At 39.8% G+C, this 22,281-nt stretch carries 18 protein-coding genes and 4 pseudogenes; 9 read left to right on the top strand and 13 right to left on the bottom strand.

Features of this window, described 5'->3' with window-relative positions; genetic code table 11:
- Window positions 1-149 precede the first annotated feature (149 nt).
- Both NQ518_RS07480 and NQ518_RS07475 read right to left on the bottom strand, forming a co-directional pair.
- Entirely contained in the window at window positions 150-560 is a 411-nt protein-coding gene (locus NQ518_RS07480; RefSeq protein ID WP_155813553.1) for a hypothetical protein, read from the bottom strand.
- 26 nt (window positions 561-586) lie between these two features.
- A complete protein-coding gene (locus NQ518_RS07475) occupies window positions 587-1,246 on the bottom strand; it encodes a hypothetical protein (protein WP_004348021.1) in 660 nt (219 codons plus the stop codon).
- Window positions 1,247-1,686: 440 nt separating this feature from the next.
- Here NQ518_RS07475 and NQ518_RS07470 point away from each other — a divergent pair.
- Window positions 1,687-1,902 (top strand): annotated as a pseudogene (locus NQ518_RS07470) (IS1380 family transposase); the annotation flags it as partial.
- Here NQ518_RS07470 and NQ518_RS07465 read toward each other — a convergent pair.
- From NQ518_RS07465 to NQ518_RS07455, 3 genes are all read right to left on the bottom strand, one after another.
- Window positions 1,820-2,080, bottom strand: a complete 261-nt coding sequence (locus NQ518_RS07465; protein ID WP_227205945.1) for a hypothetical protein — start codon at window positions 2,078-2,080, stop codon at window positions 1,820-1,822. The pseudogene NQ518_RS07470 and the gene NQ518_RS07465 overlap by 83 nt on opposite strands.
- A gap of 5 nt (window positions 2,081-2,085) precedes the next feature.
- A complete protein-coding gene (locus NQ518_RS07460) occupies window positions 2,086-3,036 on the bottom strand; it encodes a hypothetical protein (protein WP_227205928.1) in 951 nt (316 codons plus the stop codon).
- Between the two features lie 361 nt (window positions 3,037-3,397).
- Complete coding sequence (locus NQ518_RS07455) at window positions 3,398-4,462, bottom strand: hypothetical protein (RefSeq protein ID WP_227205930.1); 1,065 nt, start codon at window positions 4,460-4,462, stop codon at window positions 3,398-3,400.
- Between the two features lie 412 nt (window positions 4,463-4,874).
- On the opposite strand from NQ518_RS07455, the gene NQ518_RS07450 reads away from it, so the two are divergent.
- Window positions 4,875-5,210, top strand: a complete 336-nt coding sequence (locus NQ518_RS07450) for a hypothetical protein (RefSeq protein ID WP_227205932.1) — start codon at window positions 4,875-4,877, stop codon at window positions 5,208-5,210.
- Between the two features lie 511 nt (window positions 5,211-5,721).
- Here NQ518_RS07450 and NQ518_RS07445 read toward each other — a convergent pair.
- Window positions 5,722-6,849 carry a nucleoside recognition domain-containing protein gene (locus NQ518_RS07445; RefSeq protein WP_227205943.1) on the bottom strand — a complete coding sequence of 376 codons (1,128 nt, stop codon included), beginning with the start codon at window positions 6,847-6,849 and terminating at the stop codon, window positions 5,722-5,724.
- A gap of 501 nt (window positions 6,850-7,350) precedes the next feature.
- Here NQ518_RS07445 and NQ518_RS07440 point away from each other — a divergent pair.
- The 3 genes and pseudogenes from NQ518_RS07440 (at window position 7,351) to NQ518_RS13610 (ending at window position 9,161) form a co-directional block, all read left to right on the top strand.
- Window positions 7,351-7,956: a hypothetical protein gene (locus NQ518_RS07440; protein ID WP_227205934.1), complete on the top strand. Its 606-nt coding sequence runs from the start codon at window positions 7,351-7,353 to the stop codon at window positions 7,954-7,956.
- Between the two features lie 486 nt (window positions 7,957-8,442).
- Complete coding sequence (locus NQ518_RS07435) at window positions 8,443-8,844, top strand: hypothetical protein (protein WP_227960238.1); 402 nt, start codon at window positions 8,443-8,445, stop codon at window positions 8,842-8,844.
- 137 nt (window positions 8,845-8,981) lie between these two features.
- Window positions 8,982-9,161, top strand: a pseudogene (locus tag NQ518_RS13610) (hypothetical protein).
- A gap of 2 nt (window positions 9,162-9,163) precedes the next feature.
- Here the strand turns inward: NQ518_RS13610 and NQ518_RS07425 are convergent.
- The 4 genes from NQ518_RS07425 to NQ518_RS07410 form a co-directional block, all read right to left on the bottom strand.
- Entirely contained in the window at window positions 9,164-10,204 is a 1,041-nt protein-coding gene (locus NQ518_RS07425) for a hypothetical protein (protein WP_227208610.1), read from the bottom strand.
- Window positions 10,205-10,235: 31 nt separating this feature from the next.
- Window positions 10,236-10,367, bottom strand: coding sequence for a hypothetical protein (locus NQ518_RS07420; RefSeq protein ID WP_260107721.1), 132 nt, complete (start codon window positions 10,365-10,367; stop codon window positions 10,236-10,238).
- A gap of 100 nt (window positions 10,368-10,467) precedes the next feature.
- Window positions 10,468-10,929 carry a hypothetical protein gene (locus NQ518_RS07415; protein WP_227208608.1) on the bottom strand — a complete coding sequence of 154 codons (462 nt, stop codon included), beginning with the start codon at window positions 10,927-10,929 and terminating at the stop codon, window positions 10,468-10,470.
- Entirely contained in the window at window positions 10,911-11,690 is a 780-nt protein-coding gene (locus NQ518_RS07410; protein WP_227960239.1) for a hypothetical protein, read from the bottom strand. Before NQ518_RS07410 ends, NQ518_RS07415 begins: the two co-directional genes overlap by 19 nt.
- 309 nt (window positions 11,691-11,999) lie before the next feature.
- Here NQ518_RS07410 and NQ518_RS07405 point away from each other — a divergent pair, with 309 nt between their 5' ends.
- Together NQ518_RS07405 and NQ518_RS07400 are read left to right on the top strand one after the other, a co-directional pair.
- Complete coding sequence (locus NQ518_RS07405; protein WP_227960240.1) at window positions 12,000-12,956, top strand: IS256 family transposase, variant Zn-binding type; 957 nt, start codon at window positions 12,000-12,002, stop codon at window positions 12,954-12,956.
- A gap of 348 nt (window positions 12,957-13,304) precedes the next feature.
- Window positions 13,305-13,442, top strand: a pseudogene (locus NQ518_RS07400) (IS1380 family transposase); the annotation flags it as partial.
- Between the two features lie 121 nt (window positions 13,443-13,563).
- On the opposite strand, the gene NQ518_RS07395 reads toward NQ518_RS07400, so the two are convergent.
- From NQ518_RS07395 to NQ518_RS07385, 3 genes are all read right to left on the bottom strand, one after another.
- Window positions 13,564-14,358: a uroporphyrinogen-III synthase gene (locus tag NQ518_RS07395; protein WP_227960241.1), complete on the bottom strand. Its 795-nt coding sequence runs from the start codon at window positions 14,356-14,358 to the stop codon at window positions 13,564-13,566.
- Complete coding sequence (locus tag NQ518_RS07390; RefSeq protein WP_227960242.1) at window positions 14,355-15,590, bottom strand: MFS transporter; 1,236 nt, start codon at window positions 15,588-15,590, stop codon at window positions 14,355-14,357. Before NQ518_RS07390 ends, NQ518_RS07395 begins: the two co-directional genes overlap by 4 nt.
- Window positions 15,591-15,687: 97 nt before the next feature.
- Window positions 15,688-17,772, bottom strand: coding sequence for a TonB-dependent receptor (locus NQ518_RS07385; RefSeq protein ID WP_227960243.1), 2,085 nt, complete (start codon window positions 17,770-17,772; stop codon window positions 15,688-15,690).
- A 92-nt stretch (window positions 17,773-17,864) separates the two neighbouring features.
- On the opposite strand from NQ518_RS07385, the pseudogene NQ518_RS07380 reads away from it, so the two are divergent.
- A pseudogene (locus NQ518_RS07380) lies at window positions 17,865-18,479 on the top strand (cytochrome c biogenesis protein); the annotation flags it as partial.
- 782 nt (window positions 18,480-19,261) lie between these two features.
- Complete coding sequence (locus NQ518_RS07375; RefSeq protein WP_227960244.1) at window positions 19,262-22,123, top strand: hybrid sensor histidine kinase/response regulator transcription factor; 2,862 nt, start codon at window positions 19,262-19,264, stop codon at window positions 22,121-22,123.
- Window positions 22,124-22,281 lie beyond the last annotated feature (158 nt).

Genomic DNA, 22,281 nt, shown 5'->3' with positions numbered 1-22,281 from the left:
CGATATTGTGAGTAGTATTTCATCTCGATTCTTGAATCGTTTTAACATCCAAAGGTGGTCATTTTAGGCGAATTGACTAAACTTTACACAACATAAATAGTTAATTGTCAGATAGTTATAGTTAATTAGCAGACCCTAAATAGTCTCACTTACTTTTTATTGATCAGTCTGATATACTTAATTCCCGTTTTATCTAACTTCTCAACATCTTCTTCAGAATAGATACCCGTATAGACACCATCCTTTTGATAAAAAGCGATTACAGCCCGTTGCATAGAGGGTGGAAGTTCTGAATCAGGATTGAAGAACATGAAAGAATAGCCTTGTTGTTCAAGTTCGAGAAGTCTTTCTATTGGCGTACTATTATAGAAATTATGTAAAGGTCTAAGTCCTCTGCCTTGCATAGTAAATGACCCAACAGGCCATTCTTTTGTGTGTCCAGCTGCATCTATGTATTGATTTTTAGATGCGAGTCGTTTAGTTTCTTTTATCTGTGCATCTCTTTTGAGAGCAATGTAAATGAGCAGAATGATTACTGCTGCTATGATTATATAGACCATTATATGTTTTGTTTTATAAAAGGGAGTTACCAAATTTCATCGTCATCATATTCATACATTGGAAAAGATGCGCATATATATGTCGAATTATTTCTCATAGACTTATTGCATCTTTCTTTCAGTGCCGTAAACTCTTCGGGATTAAGTGAGTATTTCGTTATGCCTTGTGTGATATTTTTATAGTCTTTGCTCACTAAATCATCAGAGAAATAATGAAAATGTTCTTCTTCTGCCCTGTATAATATGTTGCTGAACAGCAGGATTTGTTCAAAGAGATTTTCTTGGGCATAGTTCGGCATAATATGACAAATACCTGCCAATATGCAGGCCGTAATAAATTGCCCATGCCTTAGCATGATAACAAGTCCAAGCTGACAGCCCCCTAAAAGGTCTCTATATTGTGGAGTAGATGCATCGGCATCAGCGTTTTTCAAGTAGTTTTCCATCAGATGGTAGTAGATGAATTTAACGATAGAGATTTTGTCGTCTGTGTTAAGGTCTGTGATGATGAAAAAAATGTAGTAGAAAGCCTTTGCCATTAGATAATGATGTTCAGCATAAGTGAACGAAGCCCTTTCTTTTTTGAATCTGTCAAGAAGTTCTTTCGCTTTTTGATAAGTTTTACCTTCATCACCAGAGTTGTAGGTTGCAATCAACTCTTGAGCCATGTTTTCAGTTATATTCATACCTTTGCTCCCTGCCTGTCCAGTCCCTCTCGGCCTTTAATTGTTTAGATATGAGAAGCGTGGAACTGACTAAGTCCACGTCTAAGTCGGAGGTCGTAGGAAAAACCTTATCCAAAGAATGGAGATAGCAGCCCCACGCCTATGCGTGAGAACCACTATGCTGTCTCTCTGGATTAAGTCTTGAATTTCCTACGTTCCCGACTTCGAGATGAGCATAACGCTTCTTATTTTCAAAATGTCTTGTGTCTCCGAAGAAACACGATGCAAATTTAAGATTTTTATTAGTATCTATCTTATTTCTGACTTAATTTTTTTGTTCATCATTGATATTTTCTGTACGACCTTAATTCCGCAACACGATTATAAATTAAACTTTTATCAGTACAGCGAAATCATCCGTTCTCTCATGAGTATCTACTTCTGTGGCGGTTATTGGCGATTTGATAGTCGGTATAATCCGTAACTTTTACAAGGCCATTATTCAAAGACTTGACGTAAAGAAGTTCGGACTCAATGCAACAAGTCGCATAATAGCGTTTGTCTTCAGGTTTATCTCTGTACCAGCCAAGTGGATCAGGACATCAAGGCGGTATGTGCTGAATATCTATACCTGTAATAATGCTTGCGCAGATGTTTTCCAAACTGATCTTGGATAATGCCTACAACTGCTCTTGTGGAAGAATTCACATGAAATGACTCATCCCACTTATATGGATTGTTTTCTTCTGTTGAAATGGTTTGAAGACTGACCTCTTGATTAGAGCATGAAAAAACAAGAGTTAATGCAAGCATCATGGTTGAAGCCTGCAGAATAACAACTAAAAAGCGTTTCATAAATATTATTTTATGTTTATCGTATTCCTTAACGTACAAATTGCGCCATTCTTCATACTATATATATTAAAATATAGAGGCCGAATGGGTTGTTGGTTAAAAATATTAAGTATATCTTGCTTTGTTAAGTTTGAACGTTGTTGAACAATAGGTCTACACTGATTGTCAAATGTGATAATCAGTGCATTGCGTACAATACCATTGTTTTCTATTGAAACAGCTGTATTTATTCGTTCATCATCGTTATGGTTTTCTATCGCTGCTATGACATAACATATTTTCCCCAGAGTTATCGAATTAATACAGCCATAATGATTTTTCTCAACAGGATATACTGACAGTATGTTCTCTGTTTCATCAGCAAGGGAAAAATGTGCCATTACTTGATTCAAGCTATATACAATAAAGGATTGATATCGAAGCTGTATACTGTTGTTTTGTAGCCATAAGGAGTCTAATGAGATGCATTCTTTCCCTCCATATGCCAAACGAATCTCTTTCAGTGTATTAAAGCGATTTTGAGAAAAGGTGAATTGTTCATTTTGCTCAATATCATTCTCTTTTAATGACCTTATAATCCTCTGTGTTTCTAACAGATTTGGAGTATAATTATACTCATAAAATTCTGCTCCATATGACAGCATGGTCGAAACCTTATTATATTGAGGGTTTGGCAAAGAAGTTATATGTCGTGCTGAAGTGTTCTCTAAATCAACAACATTTCCAAGAAAACATTGTACGTAGTTTTCTTCAACAATAGGAATATCGTAAAGGTCAAAATTATACTGACTATGTTTTATAGTATCATTTTGAGAGATTGTACTGTCATTCTCATTGTGGATTATTTGCTTATTTGGTAATGGTTCATCATTGCCACAAGCAAACAACATCATTGGTGTAAATATGTAGCAAAATGCATATTGTGCACCCTTCTTTATATAAGGGTATCTCTGCATAGTTTGGTATGTTTTGTTAGTGCAAAGGTGGCATTTTATCAATTGCTATACAAGCATTTTCAACGCCACATAATACAACGCTATATTAATTGATTTATATCAATTATAACAGTAGTAAACCTATGTTGTTCAGCAAGTCTAAACTGCTATGGTCGTTACCATAGGTGTCATAAATTAAATCTAAGGTTCTACATGCTCAATCAATGTCGACCCAAATAGAACATTTTCATAGAATAACGCAATAAGGACGTTCAAGGGCTTAGTTGCGGATTTGGGGTTACGTTAAAGTAGCTCATGCCATGGTAAAATGTATCCATGGCAAGGCCTACTTTTTATTTGTAGAGTAAGAGAGAAGAAACTATTATTCAACCTGTGTCATATGACTTTCCATTATTTGCACTAATTGTGGTGCTAATGGAGTGACTATTGTACTATCATCCCATTCAGAAAAAGGCTCGTTTGATTTTGATTTCCTAACTTTTTTGTACTGCCTCATTTCGTCTTTTGAGATATACTTGTGTTCCAAAACATATAGTTCATCAAAAACTTCAATCATCTTTTCTTTGGGTTCCTTCTTGTGACTAAAAAACAACTTTCTATAGTTCTTTCGGTTTATCAAATCCATATAAGATTGATATTCAGACTTATATATATAATTTTCTGTCTGATAAAAGTTCTCAAGCCGTGTAGTATAGCCAAATAGTGTTTTAGGCTTCTTTTCTTTAGTAGTAAGAACATCATATTCAACTCGCAATACCCCTTGAACTGTATCTAACCTTATTACACCTCCAACCATTTCGTTTAAGAATAATCGGCAATCTATACTATCTGCATTATATCTCCATCCTTCTTTTTTTAATGATTCTATCAATGTGAGACCGTCCAAATATGGAGTATAAATATATTTATCAACAAGAGTATTTGTTCTTTTCTTATCCTTTTCAATCAATTCGTTGTTTTGGAAAGTACGGATCTTTTGAACAAATCTCTCCGTATCTTTATGTTTTACATTGATAAAAAAATCCAAGAAGCCGTCTCTGAAATATTTCATGCAAGAATCATTCAGTTGATAGCTTCGAAAGTAAGTCTTAAGATAAATGTAATCTGTATTCTTTGCTGTAACTGTCACCTCTTTCAATTGATAGTCAATAGGGGAAAGAAAAACAGATTTGCCTTTCTTAAATTGTGAGGATTTCACATTCTCTGGATTATAGGCAATATGCTGTATAGTAACAATCTCATCACTCAAGTTTTTAGGTAAATTACCGTCAATATCTGTCGTTCCAACGACAGCCCCTTTGTTATTTAAAATCTGCGCATAGGATATTGGCTGATTTGTTGTTTTATCCAACAATACAGCCTGACCTAAGACATTCAGATTTACAATGAATAATAAGGGTAAAATAATGCAAATTTTTACTTTCATACTAACAAAAGAACTTATTGTCATCCAAAACTATAATACCTTAATTCCGCAACACTATTATAAATTAAACTTTTTAAGTACCTGAGCAACAAAAAGTTGCTCAGGATTTTGCCATGTCAGATTTTTCACTTATCTTAGTGTTGCAAAAAAAAGCAAGAGAATCCGACGAAAGACATAGCGAAGATACAAATTAAATCTGAGAGACTCACTCCTTTTGTGGGGGTATTTTCAATCATGGAGCAATTTGACTCCACAGGTGGAATACCTTTTATTAACATAATAGTTTTTGATAAATTGTATTATTAAGAAATACATTGTAAATTTGTATGGTAAATAACATGAAGTGAATCTCGGTATACTAATTTGTTACTACCTCTCTAAAATGGATTAACAATTGCAAAATAGAAAGCATATGAAGAAGAGTATTATTGTAGCGTCCTTTTTGTTTTTTTTCTCGTCAATTAGTGCACAAGAAAAAATAATTTTACAGGATTCTCTGAACATTCCTGTAATCTTGGTCGATGGAGTAGAAGTCCAAAGTTTGGATAGCGTATGTAAAGAAGATATTATGGATGTTAAAATCATAAAGGATAAAAATATCATAAAGTATTTTTATCCTCGTGTTGGCGGTATAATGTGCATAACAACCAAATCGAAGAAGTTTCTTACACCGATAATACAAGGATATAAAAAAAACATTGAAGTTTGTGATAAGAAAAAAAAGAAAGGCGAAATTAATATTAGGTAGTCTATATGGATTCAATGTCAATATTAAGGTAGATGTTTTATAGTACTATATATAGTATTTGTTTTATGTTATGTTTAATATATGTTGCATGAAAAAGCAATTTACTGGGCGTATGATAGATAATATTAGTATAGGTATTAGGAGAAAGTGTGTGTTTCTCTTTCTTGTCATTTTGGGCGAATTGACCGATTTTTATGCAATATAAATCGTTAATTTTCAGAAAGTTAAAGTTAATTAGCAGACCCTAAATATAATCAATTAAAGACAAAATAGAAAAGAAATTAAGGAAGAAGATATAAAAATGTCAGTATATCTTCAACTTTTCTATCACAAATGATGTTAATGCAGGGATTGAGAAGGAGAGGACGAAGATGTTCATAATATTCTTGGAATTAAATAAGATTAATAATTTTGGGTGCGTGACCATGCATGAATAAGCGCAACTTATCGCCATACTACCATTAACTCATACTTTCAATAAAAGGATAGCTTGGATACAAATAAAAAAGCCTTATATGAAAAGCGCAGCATATAACAGATATCCCCAATGCGCAGCAAGCGCAGCTGCAAGTCCTCCGATAGTATGAGAAACAATGGCCTTAGAGGTAAGTTCCCGATACCCAATGGTATCAAGCATTGCTGTATGTGTACTAAGGAAACCGCTCCAACACATTCCAATACCTGTGAATACAGCTATGGCATTGCCATCCAGCCATCCTTGTGACATAAAGTTGGGCACTAAGCTCAATGCAGCACCAACTGCTCCGAGCGCAGTGATAGGGAAGGCGATTTGGTGTGGGTCTGAAAACCCAAAGAGCGGATTGAGTAACCAATCTAATTTGTTAGCAATGGCTGGTAAAATGGCAACTCCCTCATAAGCTTTGCCTGTGAAATTGCCTTCTGCGCTGGCTCCAAAGGTAAGTATCATCACTAACGTAGAAATAATAAGCACACCGGGAATGATGGAAACACCAACGTCGACGCCCGATTTTCCTCCGTCTAATAGAGAATTGAGTATGCGCAGAAACACCGATGTTTCTTCACGGTGTAACTGACGAATGGGTTGCTGGCGAAACTTCTCTCCATCCAAAGCTTCTTCGGAACGATATTGTGGATAACCTTTCAGTACAAAGTGTTGCATGAGCCTTGTAGAGACTACGCATCCAATGCAGGCTCCTATAAAACCAATGAGGGGTTCCACGAAATAACCGTTGCCTAACATGAAGACGATGACAATGAGCCCCATGCCAAACGCTGTGCCGAAATTGGTGAGCGAAATATACTGAAACTTCTTGAAGTAGCTACCAAAATGCTTATCTTGTGCCAAAGTGATAATGGCAGGATTGTCGGAGAGAAACGTTAATACCGCTCCAAGTGAAGCCACTCCGGGCAGTCTGAACACGGGTTTCATCAATGGTCGCAAGGCTCGTTCTATTAAGTCCACAACTCCAAATTCAACAAATAGCTTCCCTAAGGCACCTGTCAACACACAGATGCCCATGAGATAAAAGCAGGTATTGAGCAACAAGTCGTGAGCCGTGTGCATAATGGTGTTGAGCATGTGAGCCACTCCCATAATGCTTGCTATTCCGCCAAACAGCCCAGTGATGATAAGCAGACATATAATCCCCTTTGGCATTCTTCTCTTTTTCTTATCATTGCTCCTGTCTGTTGTTTGCTGTTGGGACAATTCATCCTGTGTAGAGACAGTTTCTCTCTTGACCTCTGTATTATTCACTTTGTTTGTCATTAAGGTTCGTAATCGTGTGTATCTTTTACTCTCATTATTGAAAGATATCTGTAAACGCCACCATTCTATGAGGTTGGAGCCGTGGCGTTTTCAGGTATTGCTTCCATATAATGGTTTTATATTTGTGATTTCATTTGTATTTTGCTGACAAATTTAAGATTTTTATTAGTATCTATCTTATTTCTGACTTAATTTTTTTTGTTCATCATTGATATTTTCTGTACGACCTTAATTCCGCAACACGATTATAAATCGAAAGACCGAGAGAAAAATTAAACTTTTCTACACCAAAACGAGAGTTCTTCAAACACGTTTTGTAATTTTGCACATGCTGGTTGACTCTACGCATTTGCATATTGCCACAACAATCCTGTTAATTATATTAATGGAATGTTTGATACTCAGGATGAGGCTTTAAATTACGCAAACGGCCATTATGTTGGACTTTCAAATGTACATTATGCCAAAGATAAAAAAGAATGGTTCGTGGCGTTTGGTTTAAACGGTATGGGGTATTCAAGTGGTGGAACATTAGAAAGACGTTTCCATGAAAAAGCATCAGAGAGCCGCTGGTGGAAAGCTATAAGCAATGCCAATACAGATATAAGTACTGGAGTGGGATTCGCAGGATGGGGATTAACTAAACCTCTTGAAAGAAGTAATGCTTACGCATTTAGAGACGGAATAGGACAATATATAAACTCTGCTAAGCCAACATTTAGATTAAGAAATGTCGATATCGATTTCAGTCTACGAGGTGCTAATAAAATTGCAACAGGGATAAAGTTCTTGGGTAGTGTTACTGGTGTAGTTTCATTTGTTATGACCGCTGATGAAATATCTGATGGTCAAAAGAATCTTATTGGTAAGGGTGGTCTATATTTAATCATGATAGGAGTTGGCTTTATTCCTGGTTATGGTTGGGCTATATCAAGTGCCTATTTTCTTGGAAAAAGTGCATTGGAGTATAAAGATTTAGATTTTTGGAATAAATAATATAAAAGATGATAGATTTTTATTATATCGTACATTATGTAATATATCGCTTTTACCGAAGGCATAATGAAACCTGTGACACATCGATTATGTATGCTTTCACAATTCTTGGTGGGTTATCATTAGGATTTATAGATTTAATTGATCATTTTGTGTGTTTATTCCTTAACATACCGGGGCACTTTAATAAAGTTTCAATCTTGGCATATGCTATCTTATGGACGATATTCGAATACATAGTATTATTCCGAAATGGGAGATATAGAGAACTTTTTAATGAATACGAAAGGCAAAGTAATACACCAGAAATGAAGTCAAAATGTAAAAAAGCAAAGATATTTAACTTTAGCTTGCTTGTTCTCGATATATTATTACTTATAATAGCAGATTACTTAAATCATTACCAATAACAGATGCCTATTTCTTTGGGAAAAGCATGTAGGAATATAATGACTTAGATTTTTGGAACAAATAACATTTAAAAATATGATAGATTTTTATTATATCACACACTACATAGTGTATCGCTATTACAGAAGGCATAAAGAGAGCTATACTATGTCGATGTTATATGCTTGCGGTTTGCATATGATTTTATCATTTACATTAATAGGAAATATTGATTATTTCGTGTGTTTATTACTTGGAACTCCACTTCGTGTTGACAAACTTGTTGCTTGGGGATATATTGTCTTCTGGGTGATTTTTGAATACATGATATTCTTTCGAAATGGTATATATAGAGAGATTTTTGATGAATACAACAAGCAAAGCAATACTCAAGAAATGAAATCGAAATGTAAGAAAGCAAAAATATTCAACTTTAGCTTACTTGCTATCAACTTATTATTGCTTATAATAGCAGATTATTTAAATCATCACAAATAACAAGTGTCTGTTTCTTTGGGAAAAGCATGTAGGAATATAATGATTTTGGCGTAATAGACATTTGGTAGGCCGAAAAGCTCCAGATGTCCATTATTTATTACCTATGTGGTATTTGAAAACTTATGAATAAACAACTTATGGGAATGATATTGTGTATTGCCTCAAGTCACATTGTGGGGTAAGGGGATATTGTAGGCAGAAGTGGGTGCTTCAAGTTCAAATTATCTGCAAATTCAGTAACGAAAGGACGTGTAAACGCAATAAGGACGTTCAAGGGCTTAGTTGCTGATTTGAGGATAAATACTTTTTCTGCATGAGTTTATTCCTCTTCCAATTCGAATACATGAATGTCGCTATGATTCACTTCTGTCTCCACTTCCACGTAAAGGTCGCCTTTGTAAACGCCCATGCTTTTTATATAGTTGCAATCTCCACGAGTGAAGTCGATGTCGTATTCTTGGATCATTTCATGTGTCCGCAAATCAATAATGCCGACTCCCATTCTGTCTGAATATTCTGAGTTGTCGGAATGATAAGCATAAAAGAGATAGTCTTTATAAACCATAGTTGTGAAGACTTCTTTATTATAGTTTTCAAATTTATGAATATATACCTTACCCGTCTCAGTATCAATCTCTGCGTATTGATTATGGTTTTTGGATGGTCCAACCGTTGAATAATGTGACCAAAAACTCACAAGTCTATTTTTTCCATATTTTTTATAATTTCCACTTGTAGAATTTTCCCATAAGACTTTACCTGACGGAATCTCTACACAAATAATCTTATCTTTTTTGTCAGATGATAATTCTGTGCACCATTCTATGACTATCTTATCTTCAAAAGGAATAACTAAGTCTATATGAGCTTCTGTATATTCTTTCTCCCACATTACTTTTCCTGTCTCCAAGTCGATTAGCTGGCATGTATTTGCATATTCTCTTTTCCCTTTCCATGCAAGTGCATATTGCTTGAATAAGGAAAAAGATTCAAAAGGAGATTCCAATTCCCATATATTATTGTCATTACGAATACATGTATACTCTCTCAATTTCTTTTCCTTGTTGTAATTAGCTAATATATATCCATTAGGTGTAACACCTTCCACCCATCCTTTTCCATGAGTGATATAGGGAAGTAATTCCTTTGTTTGAGAGTCGAATTTATATACGGTATGTTTTAAATTATTCACATACAAAGTATCGTTCAAAGTATGTTGCTCGAAACGAGCTACATAATGATAGCTTTTATTATTTATAAAAGTATTATTACTGATTTGATACATCAAACTGTTATCTTTGGCCGTTTGTATTAAAAAGCCCCCTTTTATTATATTCTTGACTTCTTTTATCTTCATCATCTTTTTATTTTACCTTAATTCCGCAATACTATTATAAATTAAACTTTTTAAGTACCTGAGCAACAAAAAGTTGCTCAGGATTTTGCCATGTCAGAATTTTATTTAGATTTACGCCTGTGGGTTTTTCTGCTAATTCTAAATTAACAAATTTATTTCCTTCCAAATCACTTTTTATATTGAAAGAACTGTATTCTGAATGTTTTTAGTTATAGAATGTTTCTCAATATATATCTACTCCCAAATCTTTTACAGATAAGTCTGCACTAGAAAATATCATATAAGAAGGAGTTTTTTGTAAAATGTTGCAGAAAGTATTCCACATATTTTTTGCTATTATCATAAACAATACAGCCACTATCTCCACTTTTTAAAATAGTTTTTTGATTAGTATATGTAGCGGAAACACCTCGTTTGATGTTATAATTTAATGTTCCTACTACGCTATTACATGATATAGTATATTGCAATTCGGTGGTTGTGATTTTACCTGTGACTGCTTTTCGAGTTGTATTACCTTCTGCTGTTACAGTTTTTCCTGTTAAGGAAGAATGGGAAACGAAAGAGGATGATAAAACGTTTTTTGTCCATTGAGTAACATTTGTAGGGTAAAATAACCTTTCATTTATTTCAACGAAAGCAGCATCTACAGAAGAACCTTTAACCACTTTTTTAACTGTTCCACATGTTTTAGAATTAAAAACTACACTTAAGTTTGTTGCTGGCAAAACATGTGCTGCTGTAACAAATCCTTTTTTCCATTTAATTTTGCTCTAAACCCTACAGATCCGCTAGCCTGTAATGTTTTGGTACAGGTATAACCGCTCCCCATGTGTATATTAGTTAACGCATTCGCCGCTCGTGTATAGAATGCTATACTGTCTGGCTGTACAGTATTAAGAGCTTCTATTTCATCCATTTGTTCAAAAATGATCATTGGCGAACTAGAAACGTCTTGCTTAAATAAAGATATTTTTTCTTGGCAGAGTTCTTTTAGATAAACAATGACATGGTTTTCCATTTGATTTATACCTACTGCAGTCCAGCCTAATTTATCTCTTAGAGGTTTTTTATTGAAATAGATTTCTCCTAAATCGTCATTAAGTTTATTTAACTCGTTCAGTGAGAAACTACATTTTTTATAGAGTATAAAAGATGATATTCCGATTCTTTTTTGAACATCTTTTATGCCTTGTTTATCATTGTTTTTTATTAAAACAACTAATTTGCTACCATTGAAATAGGAACCCCCAAAATAATTTGGAGTTACTATTCCATCGGAAGACTTGTTTAAGGCTCTCGTTTGTCTATTGGAATAAGATGCGTACAATCGTGTACTCAAATCTGTAACAATATCTTCTGTTTTAGAAGACATGTTCGAAACTTCTGTTGTTGGGAGCAAATTTTTTGTGGAATTCTCGTCTGATGAACAACTGAAAAAACAACAAAAAAAGATAAGCATACAATTTAAAACAATGTATCTTCTCATAATTAGGGGTTTATGTTAATTGGTATAATTTTTAATTTAATTTACGAGCCAAATATAAAAGAATCTTGTCAAAATAACAAATATTTAGTTGTTTTCTATAATTATATTTTGACCTATAGCTCATTTTGCAGGCTGAAAAGTGTCATGCCATTCGATATATACACATGTTTCGCCCATTCAAGATACCTTCAGCACTAAATTGACGATTCAAATTGCTCAATAGCTCATTTTGCAGGCTGAGACATAGGTATCTTTCCGATGTACACTAACTTTATGGGCATTTAAGTTGCCTCAAAATTCAAAGTTAGTATGTTCAAAATGAGATGTCGTGTGTGTGGCAGTACGCATACGAAAAAGAATGGTGTTCGCAAAGGTGTACAACTGTATAAATGTCAGGATTGCGGCTATCAGTTTCGCTCCGGTTTCCAAGTGAGCGATGATGAATTGTGGACTGCTTATCAACAACAGAAGCAGACGATCAACGAACTATCGGTACGCTTCAGGATAAGCCTCTCTACGGTCAAGCGTAGGTTGCATGACATCAAGTGTGAGTGGGTGCAACCTCCACTAAACGGAAGTGGTTTTGTCCATCTGGACGTAACGTATTGGGGTCGAAACTTCGGTGTGCTGCTCGCATTGGATACGGAGAACGGAAAGCCTCTCTATCTGTCCTTTGTAAAGAGCGAGACGGTGAAGGACTATGAAGATGCGGTCGTCAGTATTGAGAAGCGTGGATATGTCATACGCGGTCTAATCATTGACGGGAAAAAGAGCCTCTTCAAGTCTTTCTCCGAGTATCATGTACAGATGTGCCAGTTCCACATGAAGCAGATTGTCAGAAGGTATCTTACGCAGAATCCGAGAATGCTGGCCAGCCGGGATTTAAAGGCTCTTGTGGACAGGCTGCATCGAATCCACGAGGCTGATTTCAGGAGCGAATATCAAGCATGGAAGGAAAAGTGGAAGGGTACGATAGAACACCGCAGCCTGCACAAGGACGGCAGGCTGCATTATACGCACCGACGGTTGAGGTCAGCCATGAACAGCCTTGATTTCTACTCGCCTTATCTCTTTACCTGCCAGCGGGAGGAATGCTGGGGAATGCCCAATACTAACAACAAGATTGAGGGAACATTCACTGACCTGAAGAAAAACTTGAACAATCATAGCGGACTTACACAAGAGAACCGCAAAAGGTTCATCAATGGGTTTTTCTTGGCATTGATAGAAACTCAAAGTATGAAAAAGCAGGAACCACACCCATAGTGGATCCTGCTCATACTTGTCGTTTTATACAATCCTATTCCTCATGGAGTTGCTCCCCAGCAGAGCCCCATTATGCTTCAGACTGCATGGCAAAGGTATATAAACTCTTTGAATATTCTGAATAAAGCCAGCCTGCAATTTGAGCTATTGAACACCTAACTCAAAAAATTAGCCTGCAAAATGAGCTATACGCCTATATTTTTGCTTTGTAGTTAACCTTGATTCCGCAACACTATTATAAATTAAACATTTTAAGTACCTGAGCAACAAAAAGTTGCTCAGGATTTTGCCATGTCAGAATTTTCACTTATCTTAGTGTTGCAAACAAAAGAGAATCCAACGATAGGCATGGTGAAGATACAAATTAAATCTGAGAGACTCACTCCTTTTGGGGGATTATTTTCAATCATGGAGCAATTTGACTCCACACATTATCATCTGTAATCGACTCAACCCTCGGTCTAAGGTGTAGATCGTTCGGTTATGGAATTGCTGGCAAGGACGGAGTCTACGATATACGATGTGTTGATGGCCTTTTTGGAGGGGGAGTGGAAATCGTTGCATCCTCAAGGAAGTACGTTGTGGCAATTGTAGGCCTCATTGCTGATTATCGCCAATGCTTAACGAGGCTGGCTGTGAAGTCATCAAAAGAGTTGAACTCGGCGGGTACCCAGTCCACTTTCAACCCGATGCGCTTGGCTTGCATGGCGGTGTATGGCCCCATGCAGGCGATGGCCACATCATTGAGAATACAACAGGCATCGGTGCCATACACTTCCTTCAGTCCATCGTTGAATGCCATTACCTCACTTCCGCTGGTAAAGGCTACGCAGTCAATGCGCTTGTCGATGATGAGGTCGTAGGCTTGCTTCCTTGCGGAAAGCTCTGTTGCCATGTTGACGTAGGCATCAACACGGTGGGCCTGTACGCCCAGTTCGCTCAGCTTTGCCATGAAGTCGGGAACGGTTCGAGGCTCTTCCATGCCAACAAACGCAGGCGCGAGGGCTGCCAGGCGGCATCCTTCGTTGAGGCCACGCTCTTTCAGCGCATGGGCGATGCCTATGGGACTTGGCTCTTTTGAGATGAACGGAGGCGTTACACCCAGCACGTCGTGTAGATATTCGTTGTCTTTTCCAATGGCTAAGAACTGCGTCTTGCCCAGTTGTTCTGCACAGTCACAGTAGTTGTGCATGGCGTCAATGGCCTTTCGGCTGAGGCACACCACGAAATCAAACATGCCCAAGTCAGCGCATAGCTTCTGCATCTCATCGTTCGCCGTGTCGAAAGTCGATTCTACCATGGCGATGTTGGTCACCTCTACTTCTTCTTTGTATTTTTCAAAGGCCGTTAGCAGTCTTTGCGTATAGTGACGTGGAGCTGTAATCAGGATGTTTTTCTTCATAAGTCATGTGGTTTTGTGATATGTTTTTGAGAACGTCGGGCGCGGCAGAAGAAGTAAGTTACATAGCAGAGTGAGAGTGTGGCAATGGCTGTTTCTATGCAGAAAAGACCATTGTAGCCCAATCGGTCTGCAATTCTTCCGCTGGCTATGGTCATGAGCAGTCCGCTGATGTGCGTGATAACTATCTGTATGGTGAAGTCGGTTCCCTCGAGTCCTTTCCTCACACAGAACATGGCCGACGTGTATACCACCACTGTCCCCATGCCATAGCAGGCCCAAAGAAGTATGATGCCCCCGACGAGCCATGGTTTCGTGGGTGTGGACCACGACATGAGGGTGAAGTAAACGGTTGCCAGCAGGATACAGACGGCAAAGACCACTTTCACCTTCTCCGCCCCCCAGCGCCTAATCAGCATGCTGGCAGGATAGGCAACGAGCATGGCGGCAGAGATGCCCACGATGCCGTTGAGCGCGCCTATCTCCTTCATGTTGTAGCCAAGGTCTACCATATAGGGCCTTACAACCGACAGTAGTCCCATGATGCTGGCATAGTAGAGGAGCAAGAACCCTATCTGTGGGTAGACGGTTCGATTGGTGAAAAACCAGATGATGTCATTCCATTTGGCCCTATGGGTCGGCTCCTTGGCATGCAGCAGTTGCAGCTTCTTGTTCATGAGCAAGGGTACAAGTGCCAACAGCACAAAGCCGCTCAGGCAAATGGTCACAACATTCCAGCCATAGTGGTGCAACACCATGAGCAGTACGCCGCTGCCCAGCAGACTTCCACCAAAGCTGCCCATCGACTGCATGCTGTTAACAAAGCTCTTCTGCTCTTTCCTCGTAGAGAGTATGGCCAGTGCGTCGGTGGCGATGTCTTGTGTAGCAGAGGCGATGAGCGACAGGAATACCAGGATGATAATGAGCTGGATGTTGGTTTCCAGCCTTAGTATTCCCGCACCCAATATCAGCACGGCATACACTATTTCTGACGATACAATCCAGCGTTTGTAGTCTTTCACCGTCATGCATTGCCGGTCTACGATGGGCGACCACAGGAATTTCAGTATCCACGGCAGCTTGATGAGTTGCAGAAGGCTGATGGTTGTCAGCGAGAAGGCCTGTTGGCGCATCATCACCTGCAACGCTGTGGAGAAAAAGCTCATGGGCACCGCCTGTGCGATGTACAGACTGAAGAAAGTTCCTAACAGTTGGGCGTTGTTCTTGTTGGGCATATACGTTGTGTTGGTTGGAAAGAATTGGTCATGCAAGCCCAGCGGTGAGTCGCGACCATGGCCACGATGTCCCCGCCTTGTTGGGCTATCGACTTGTTTATTTGAGCGTGTACACCAATGAGGTGCCAATGCAGAAAGGCTTGCCAGCCTGTGCCATCTTCTGGGAAGACACAAAATAGTAGGCCATGTACTGGGTTGCGGTGGTGTTCTTACTCCATACCTCCCAGGTGAAATGTCCTTTGGTGGCAGCCACTTTCAGGTTGAGCAGCGCATAGAAAGGCTGGTACTTCTCATTGTCCTCGCGCCAGTAAATTTTGCCCACGCCCGTGAGGTTGGCATTCAGCATCAACTTGTCAATAATCCCCACATGATACATCGAGTAGTTGGCATTGACTGACAGGGTGTGCCGCGGCACCATGGGAAGCATGTTACCTGTATAGTTTGATTTCTTTCCTGTGTTGGCTGCCAGGAAGCGTGCATAGGTGTATCCATAGTTGGCGTGCAGGAAAAGGTTTGCCATGGGTTGTCCGCCCACAGCTATCTCAAACCCTTTGCTGTCCGAGTGCCCGATGTTGCGTATCACGGCACCTACCGCAGGGATGATGACCGACAGTTGCTGGTCTTTCCAGTCAATGTAAAAGGCACTGGCCTCCAGCGACAGACGGCTGTCAAGGAAGCTGAGCTTCGCTCCAACCTCGTAGTTCCAGGTGTATTCCGGGTCGAACGAGCGGTCGTTGCTGCTTTCCTTCGCTGCATTGAATCCACCGGGCTTGTAGCCTCGCGCCACGGTGGCATACACCATCCTGTCGGGTGTGAACTGCTGCTTCAGGGTGAAACGGGGCGTCACCTGGCTCGAGTGCATCTTGCTGTCGTAGCTGTCGGCCAGCTTGGTAGCGTTGGCACCGTTCTTACCCGTGGGTGTCCAATAGGTCTCATTCTTCACCTTCGATGTTTCATAGTCGTAGCGAATGCCCACCGAGGCAGACAGTCCCTTGTACAGGTCGAATTGTGATACATGGTAGGCAGCCAGTCCGTAAACCGGTATCTCGTTGTTGTTTTCCTTCACGCCGGCGGCACGCATCGGGTTTCTTGGGGTATAGTAGTCGATGGTGGTCGAGAAGTTCTTGTGTTGCGTAAACGCGAATATGCCCGTTATCCAGTGGAACCATGTGTCGTTCCTCGATCGGAGCGTAAGCTCCTGGCTGAACATGTTCTGCCTAAGAGGCATGTTGGCGAAAAACATTTTTCGTTCCGTGAAGTCCTGGTCGATAGACACCTTGTCGTTGCTGTGCTGGAAAGAGGTTTGGCTGTTCAAGCTCAGCCTGCTTCCGTCATAGCGCCAGTTCATGCCGGTTGTCAGCACGAACCGTCTGTACCCCGAAGGTGCATCGTAGCTGATGTCTTTCAGTTCGTCTTTCTTGGCATCGTATACGGCGTATGGAAAGCCCCCTTGGTCGATGTAGTCCAGGCTCAGTGAGTATCGCATAGTCCATCTTTGCGATGGCTTCCATGCCGTTCCTATTCTAAAAGTCCCGTTATCCATCGGGTCGGCCTTTTTGTTCAGGTAGGTGTTCGTGAAGTAGCCGTCATTATGGTGGTAGCTGCCAGCCACCGAAATGCCAAGGTTGCCCGATAGTTTCAGGTATGCCGATGCCATGGCCTGAATGTCGTTGTACGCCCCGTAGCTTACCTTTGCCATAGCGTTCTGATAGTCCAAGGGCGACAGGGTATAGATGTTGATGAGCCCCGCCGTGGAGTTCCGCCCAAAGAGCGTGCCCTGCGGACCACGCAACACCTCCACCTTGCTGATGCCAAACAAGTCCATGTCCAGCACCGAGCGGTCGAAAAAGGGCATGCCGTCCACATACACGCCGACCGACGGTGTGCTGGTCTTTGAGCCGATGCCCCTAATATAAATAGGTGAGTATTGTCGAGACCCATAGTCGGGCATGTAGAAGTTGGCCAGTCTGCCACTCAGTTCCCGCACACCGTCCAACTGGTTGTTGTTGATGTACAGGTTTCCCACCGATGACTGCGAGACAGGCGAGAGTGATGCCCTGTCTTGTTTGAATCCCACGATGGAAACTTCTTCCAGTTCGTTGCCTATCTTGATGGTGTCGGTTTCTTCCGCCACAGCGTTGATTGCCAGCAGAGTGCCAAATAAAATCGTGTAGAGTCTCATGTGCAATGTAATTGTAAATACTTATTAAGACGCTGCAAAATTATTTAAAAATTTTCTCACCTACAATCCTGATTTATAAGGATTATTGACATATGCCCTTGTCGAATGGCTTCGAGACCATGCAGTTCATGGCACTTTGCATGCTTGTCATCGCATTGCCACTTGGCAAACGCATACCGTTCTTTCTCCCATTCGGACTCATGGCAGCTGGTCTTGCCCTCATGGTGTCCATGCTTGGCGAGCGAAATCCTCAAATCAAAACGTTGATGCCCGTGCTTGCATCACCACTGCTCAGCATACACGTCATTTTGGTCATGCTCTCCTATTCCCTCTTTGCGTTCTTGTTTTTCAATGGTGTCACGGCACTCATCATGAACCGAATGGGAAGTAGCACTACTATCCTCAACCGATTGACTGATATAAGTCGCATCATGTTGTATCCAGCCGTATTCTTGTTGGCTGCAGGAATATTCACTGGTGCCGTGTGGGCGAATGTTTCATGGGGGCGATACTGGGGATGGGACCCCAAAGAAACATGGGCATTGATTACCATGCTGGTTTATTCCTTGACGTTCCACGAACAGTCATTGCCAGCGTTTCGCCGTCCAATATTCTTGCATGTCTATATCGTACTGGCTTTCTTGACGGTACTGATGACTTATTGTGGTGTCATTTACGTGCTGGGTGGGATGCACAGCTATGCTTGATAAATGCAACCAACAGGTTTTATATGGTGTTTTGTATGGCGAGGCATCATGTGTCACTCGAGTTGGGTGATACTCGTTTTTGCCACAGTTCTTTCATCTAAATACGGTGTGTGGTGTAAATAAAAACAACCTTGCTGTCTTATATAATCAAGGTGTTGACCGAATGAAGCAACCATTTACGACAATCTGTGAAAAGATTGCAGAATGGTTGCCAAGGTTGCTTGTTGTGTTAATAAAACTTTTGATTGTTAAATAAGTTCGTTTTCTTTTACAAAATAAAATCGCAAAATAGATAAAATTGGATGATGGTTTCGGTGTTTTAAAACCTTGAAATTATCATCTTGCGCCATATTCCCATGCTATTAGTTGGCTATTATCATGCTTTTGCCCCCCAACCTGTATGACTTTGCATCCCAATTTACATGAGATAGAAGCACTTTTTCGCATATAAAAATGATTTTTTGCCCCAAACACTTCACTTTTTAATTGTGTTTTAGATTCGAAAATAGTATAACTCACTAATAATCAGGTTGATAATAAAACTTCGTTATTTTGGGCTTATTTTCAATACCGAACAAGTTGGTTGAAAAAACGGCCGGCATTTGTGTTAAAAAACCGTTGTGGCCAAAGACATTTTACAATAGAACGTTCCGTTTGAGGTTAAATACGAGAAGAACATTTCATAAATAAAACATTCTTGTTTTTGTAGGCATAATTATTAAAGATTCTTTGTGATTTCGTGTATTTATTTATATTTTTGCAAGAGAAATCCTGATTATACAATGAATCGAAACAAAAGCTTTGGCACCTATCGCAAGGTTAATATCAAGCAGTTGCTTACTTCTTTCTGCATGTTCTTATTAACCATGTCAATGTTGATTGGCTGTTCTCGAAGTGAGGAGAAAGACAAAGCAACTTTTGAGAAAGAACAATTAGAGAAAGAGCTAAAGGCTTTGGGGAGTATTGATTCATTGCAACGTCGGCTTGAGCAATACCGTAAGGAACACAATCGGGGTGCTATGATGCTTTGTTATCGGTTCTTAGGAACCGCTTATCGTGATTCAAGCAAGTTTGATCAAGCCTTGACAGCTCATCAAAAAGAGTATGAGCTTGCCAGGGAACAGGCTGATACGCTGGAGGCAATTGTAGCTCTCAATCAGACGGGGACTGATTATAGACGGATAGGTGCACTGGAAGAGGCTTCGTCAGCACATTATCAGGCGTTAAACTTATGTGATCAATATAGCGATCATACAAGTTTCACATTCCAAAAAAACAGAGTGGTTTCGTTAAATGGTATTGGAAATGTGCATCTCACACTTGACAATGTTGAGGCTGCTGAGAATGCTTTCAGGATGGCCTTGGATGGGGAGAAAAAGTTAGGAAGTGCCTTAGGACAAGCCATTAATTATGCTAATTTGGGTTCTCTGTTGGAATCGCAGGAGAAAATAGATTCGGCACGGTGGTACTACAAAAGATCAATGCAGCTGAATCAAAAAGCAGGTTCGCGCTTGGGAGTTGCGTTGTGCTGGCTGCATTTAGGAAGATTGGAAGAGAAGGCTGGTCAATGGGATAAGGCGATTGCCAAATATCAGCATGCTGAAGCAATATTGAGGAGCGTTGGTGACCAGTGGCATTGGATGGAATCAGTCATTTCACTCATTAGGGCAAATATAGACAAAGGTGATTTGGCTATGGCATCACATTACATGAAAGAGGCAGAGCCTGTAGCCCAACAATTGGGTGCGTGGGAGGATTTGGAAGCCTTGTATCATGAAAAGTCCAAGATGTGTTTCAAACGGGGCGACAACAAACAGGCTTTCATTCATTATAAAAAAAGCCAAGCATATCGTGACAGTTTGATCAGTGAAAAGAAAATACAGCACATTCAGAACATCCGTATCAAGTATGAACGTGAAAGCAGAGAGCAACAAATGCAAACTATGAAGCGTGACATTGAGCAAGAGCGACGAATCAAGAGAGTGTTTCTGTTGAGTGGTCTTTGCATTATCTTGCTTTGTGCAGTCATTATTGTATTTTTGTGGTATGTGATACGCATCAGGTCTAAAAACCATAAAATGCAAGTACAGATACAACGAGCCAAAGACCATTTCTTCATGAATATTACGCATGAGTTCCGTACGCCGTTGACGATTATTTTAGGTTTTGGCAGACAGATGACTGATGGAGCACTGACGACAAAGGAGGAACTGAAAAAAGCTGGTGGTATGATATTGAGGCAGGGTAATGGACTCCTCGACTTGGTTAACCAATTGTTGGATATAGCGAAGCAAAGGTCGGTTGTGAATCAACCGCTGTATCGACATGGGGATGCGGTAACTTATATAAGAATGCTGGCAGAGTGTCATCAAATATTGGCGCAAGATAAAAACATCGAATTTCTGTTCACTGCTAAGCAATCGTCTGTGATGATGGACTTTATACCCAGCTATCTCACCAAGATTGTGCGTAACTTACTGTCAAATGCGATTAAGTTTACGCCACCACATGGAATGGTGAGAGCAAGTGTGGAGGTAGAAAAAGATAAGCTGAAACTGGTGGTGAGAGATAATGGACAAGGAATTCCATCGGACGATATACCTTATATATTTGACCTGTTTTACCAATCACAAAATCCGTCGGCAGATGTTGGCTCGGGCGTGGGCTTGGCATTGACGAAGCAACTTGTGGAGGCAATGAATGGAACAATTGATGTAGAAAGTGAAATGGGAGTGGGTACAACCTTTACGGTGAGCTTGCCCTTAAAAGCCACCCGTCAGGACGCTGTTATCAAGCCTATTGAGGTGTACGAACAAGAGAAACCTAACTACAATCAAGAGTCTGAAGAATCTATCGAAGAACCAGAAACAACTCATGAGAACGCTGTGTCGGTGTTGGTGGTGGAAGACAATGCCGATGTGGCAAGATATATCGGCATGCAGATAGGGCATGAATATCAATTGTATTTTGCCCATGACGGTGTGGAAGGACTGGAGAAAGCTTTAAGTTTGATGCCAGATTTGATTCTCACCGATTTGCTCATGCCACGAAAAGATGGGTTAGAAATGTGCCGTGAAATCAAAATGTCTGAGGTGTTGAATCATATTCCGGTGATTATGATTACAGCGCGCAGTACCGATGCTGATAAATTAAAGGGATTAGAGGCTGGAGCCGATGCCTATCTTGTGAAGCCGTTTAGTGCCGACGAATTAAAATTGCGAATTAGAAACTTGATCAGGCAAAGGGAGGTAATGCGAGAAAAATATGCACTCTCGTCAAATGTTCATGTCAACAACATGACTGCCCTGAATAAGTTGGATCAGGAGTTCTTACACAAATTCATTGATTATGTATATGTTCATATGAACAACGGAACGGTAAGCGTGGAGTCGGTAGCAGCCGACTTGTGCATGACACCTAAGCAATTAAGGTCAAAAACAGTAGCTATCACCGGTGAAAATCCAAGTACTTATATTCAAAAGATTAGATTGGAGAAAGCGCAACGCATGTTAAAAGTGGAGCCAGATATGAGTATCGGAGAGATTGCATTGAAATGTGGATTTGAAGATTTTGCTTATTTCTCACGAGTATTCAAGAAAAAATATGGCGTGATGCCGTCACAATATCGTCGATTGCCATCTTAAGGCTGGTTCTATAAATTACCACCGCATATAGTCATTAAATATTTATGAAATACGTTTTGTTATCTTTTGGCTTATTTTTAGTTCAAAATGTAAGTTCGTTCAGTCGTGTAGCTCGCTACACTCCTTCACTCTCTTGCATTTTGACCTCAAAAATAAGC

The sequence above is a fragment of the Hoylesella buccalis ATCC 35310 genome (assembly GCF_025151385.1).
GTDB lineage: Bacteria > Bacteroidota > Bacteroidia > Bacteroidales > Bacteroidaceae > Prevotella > Prevotella buccalis.
The sequence above is the reverse complement of the archived record's forward strand: the minus strand, read 5'-3'. Positions and strand labels throughout refer to the sequence as shown.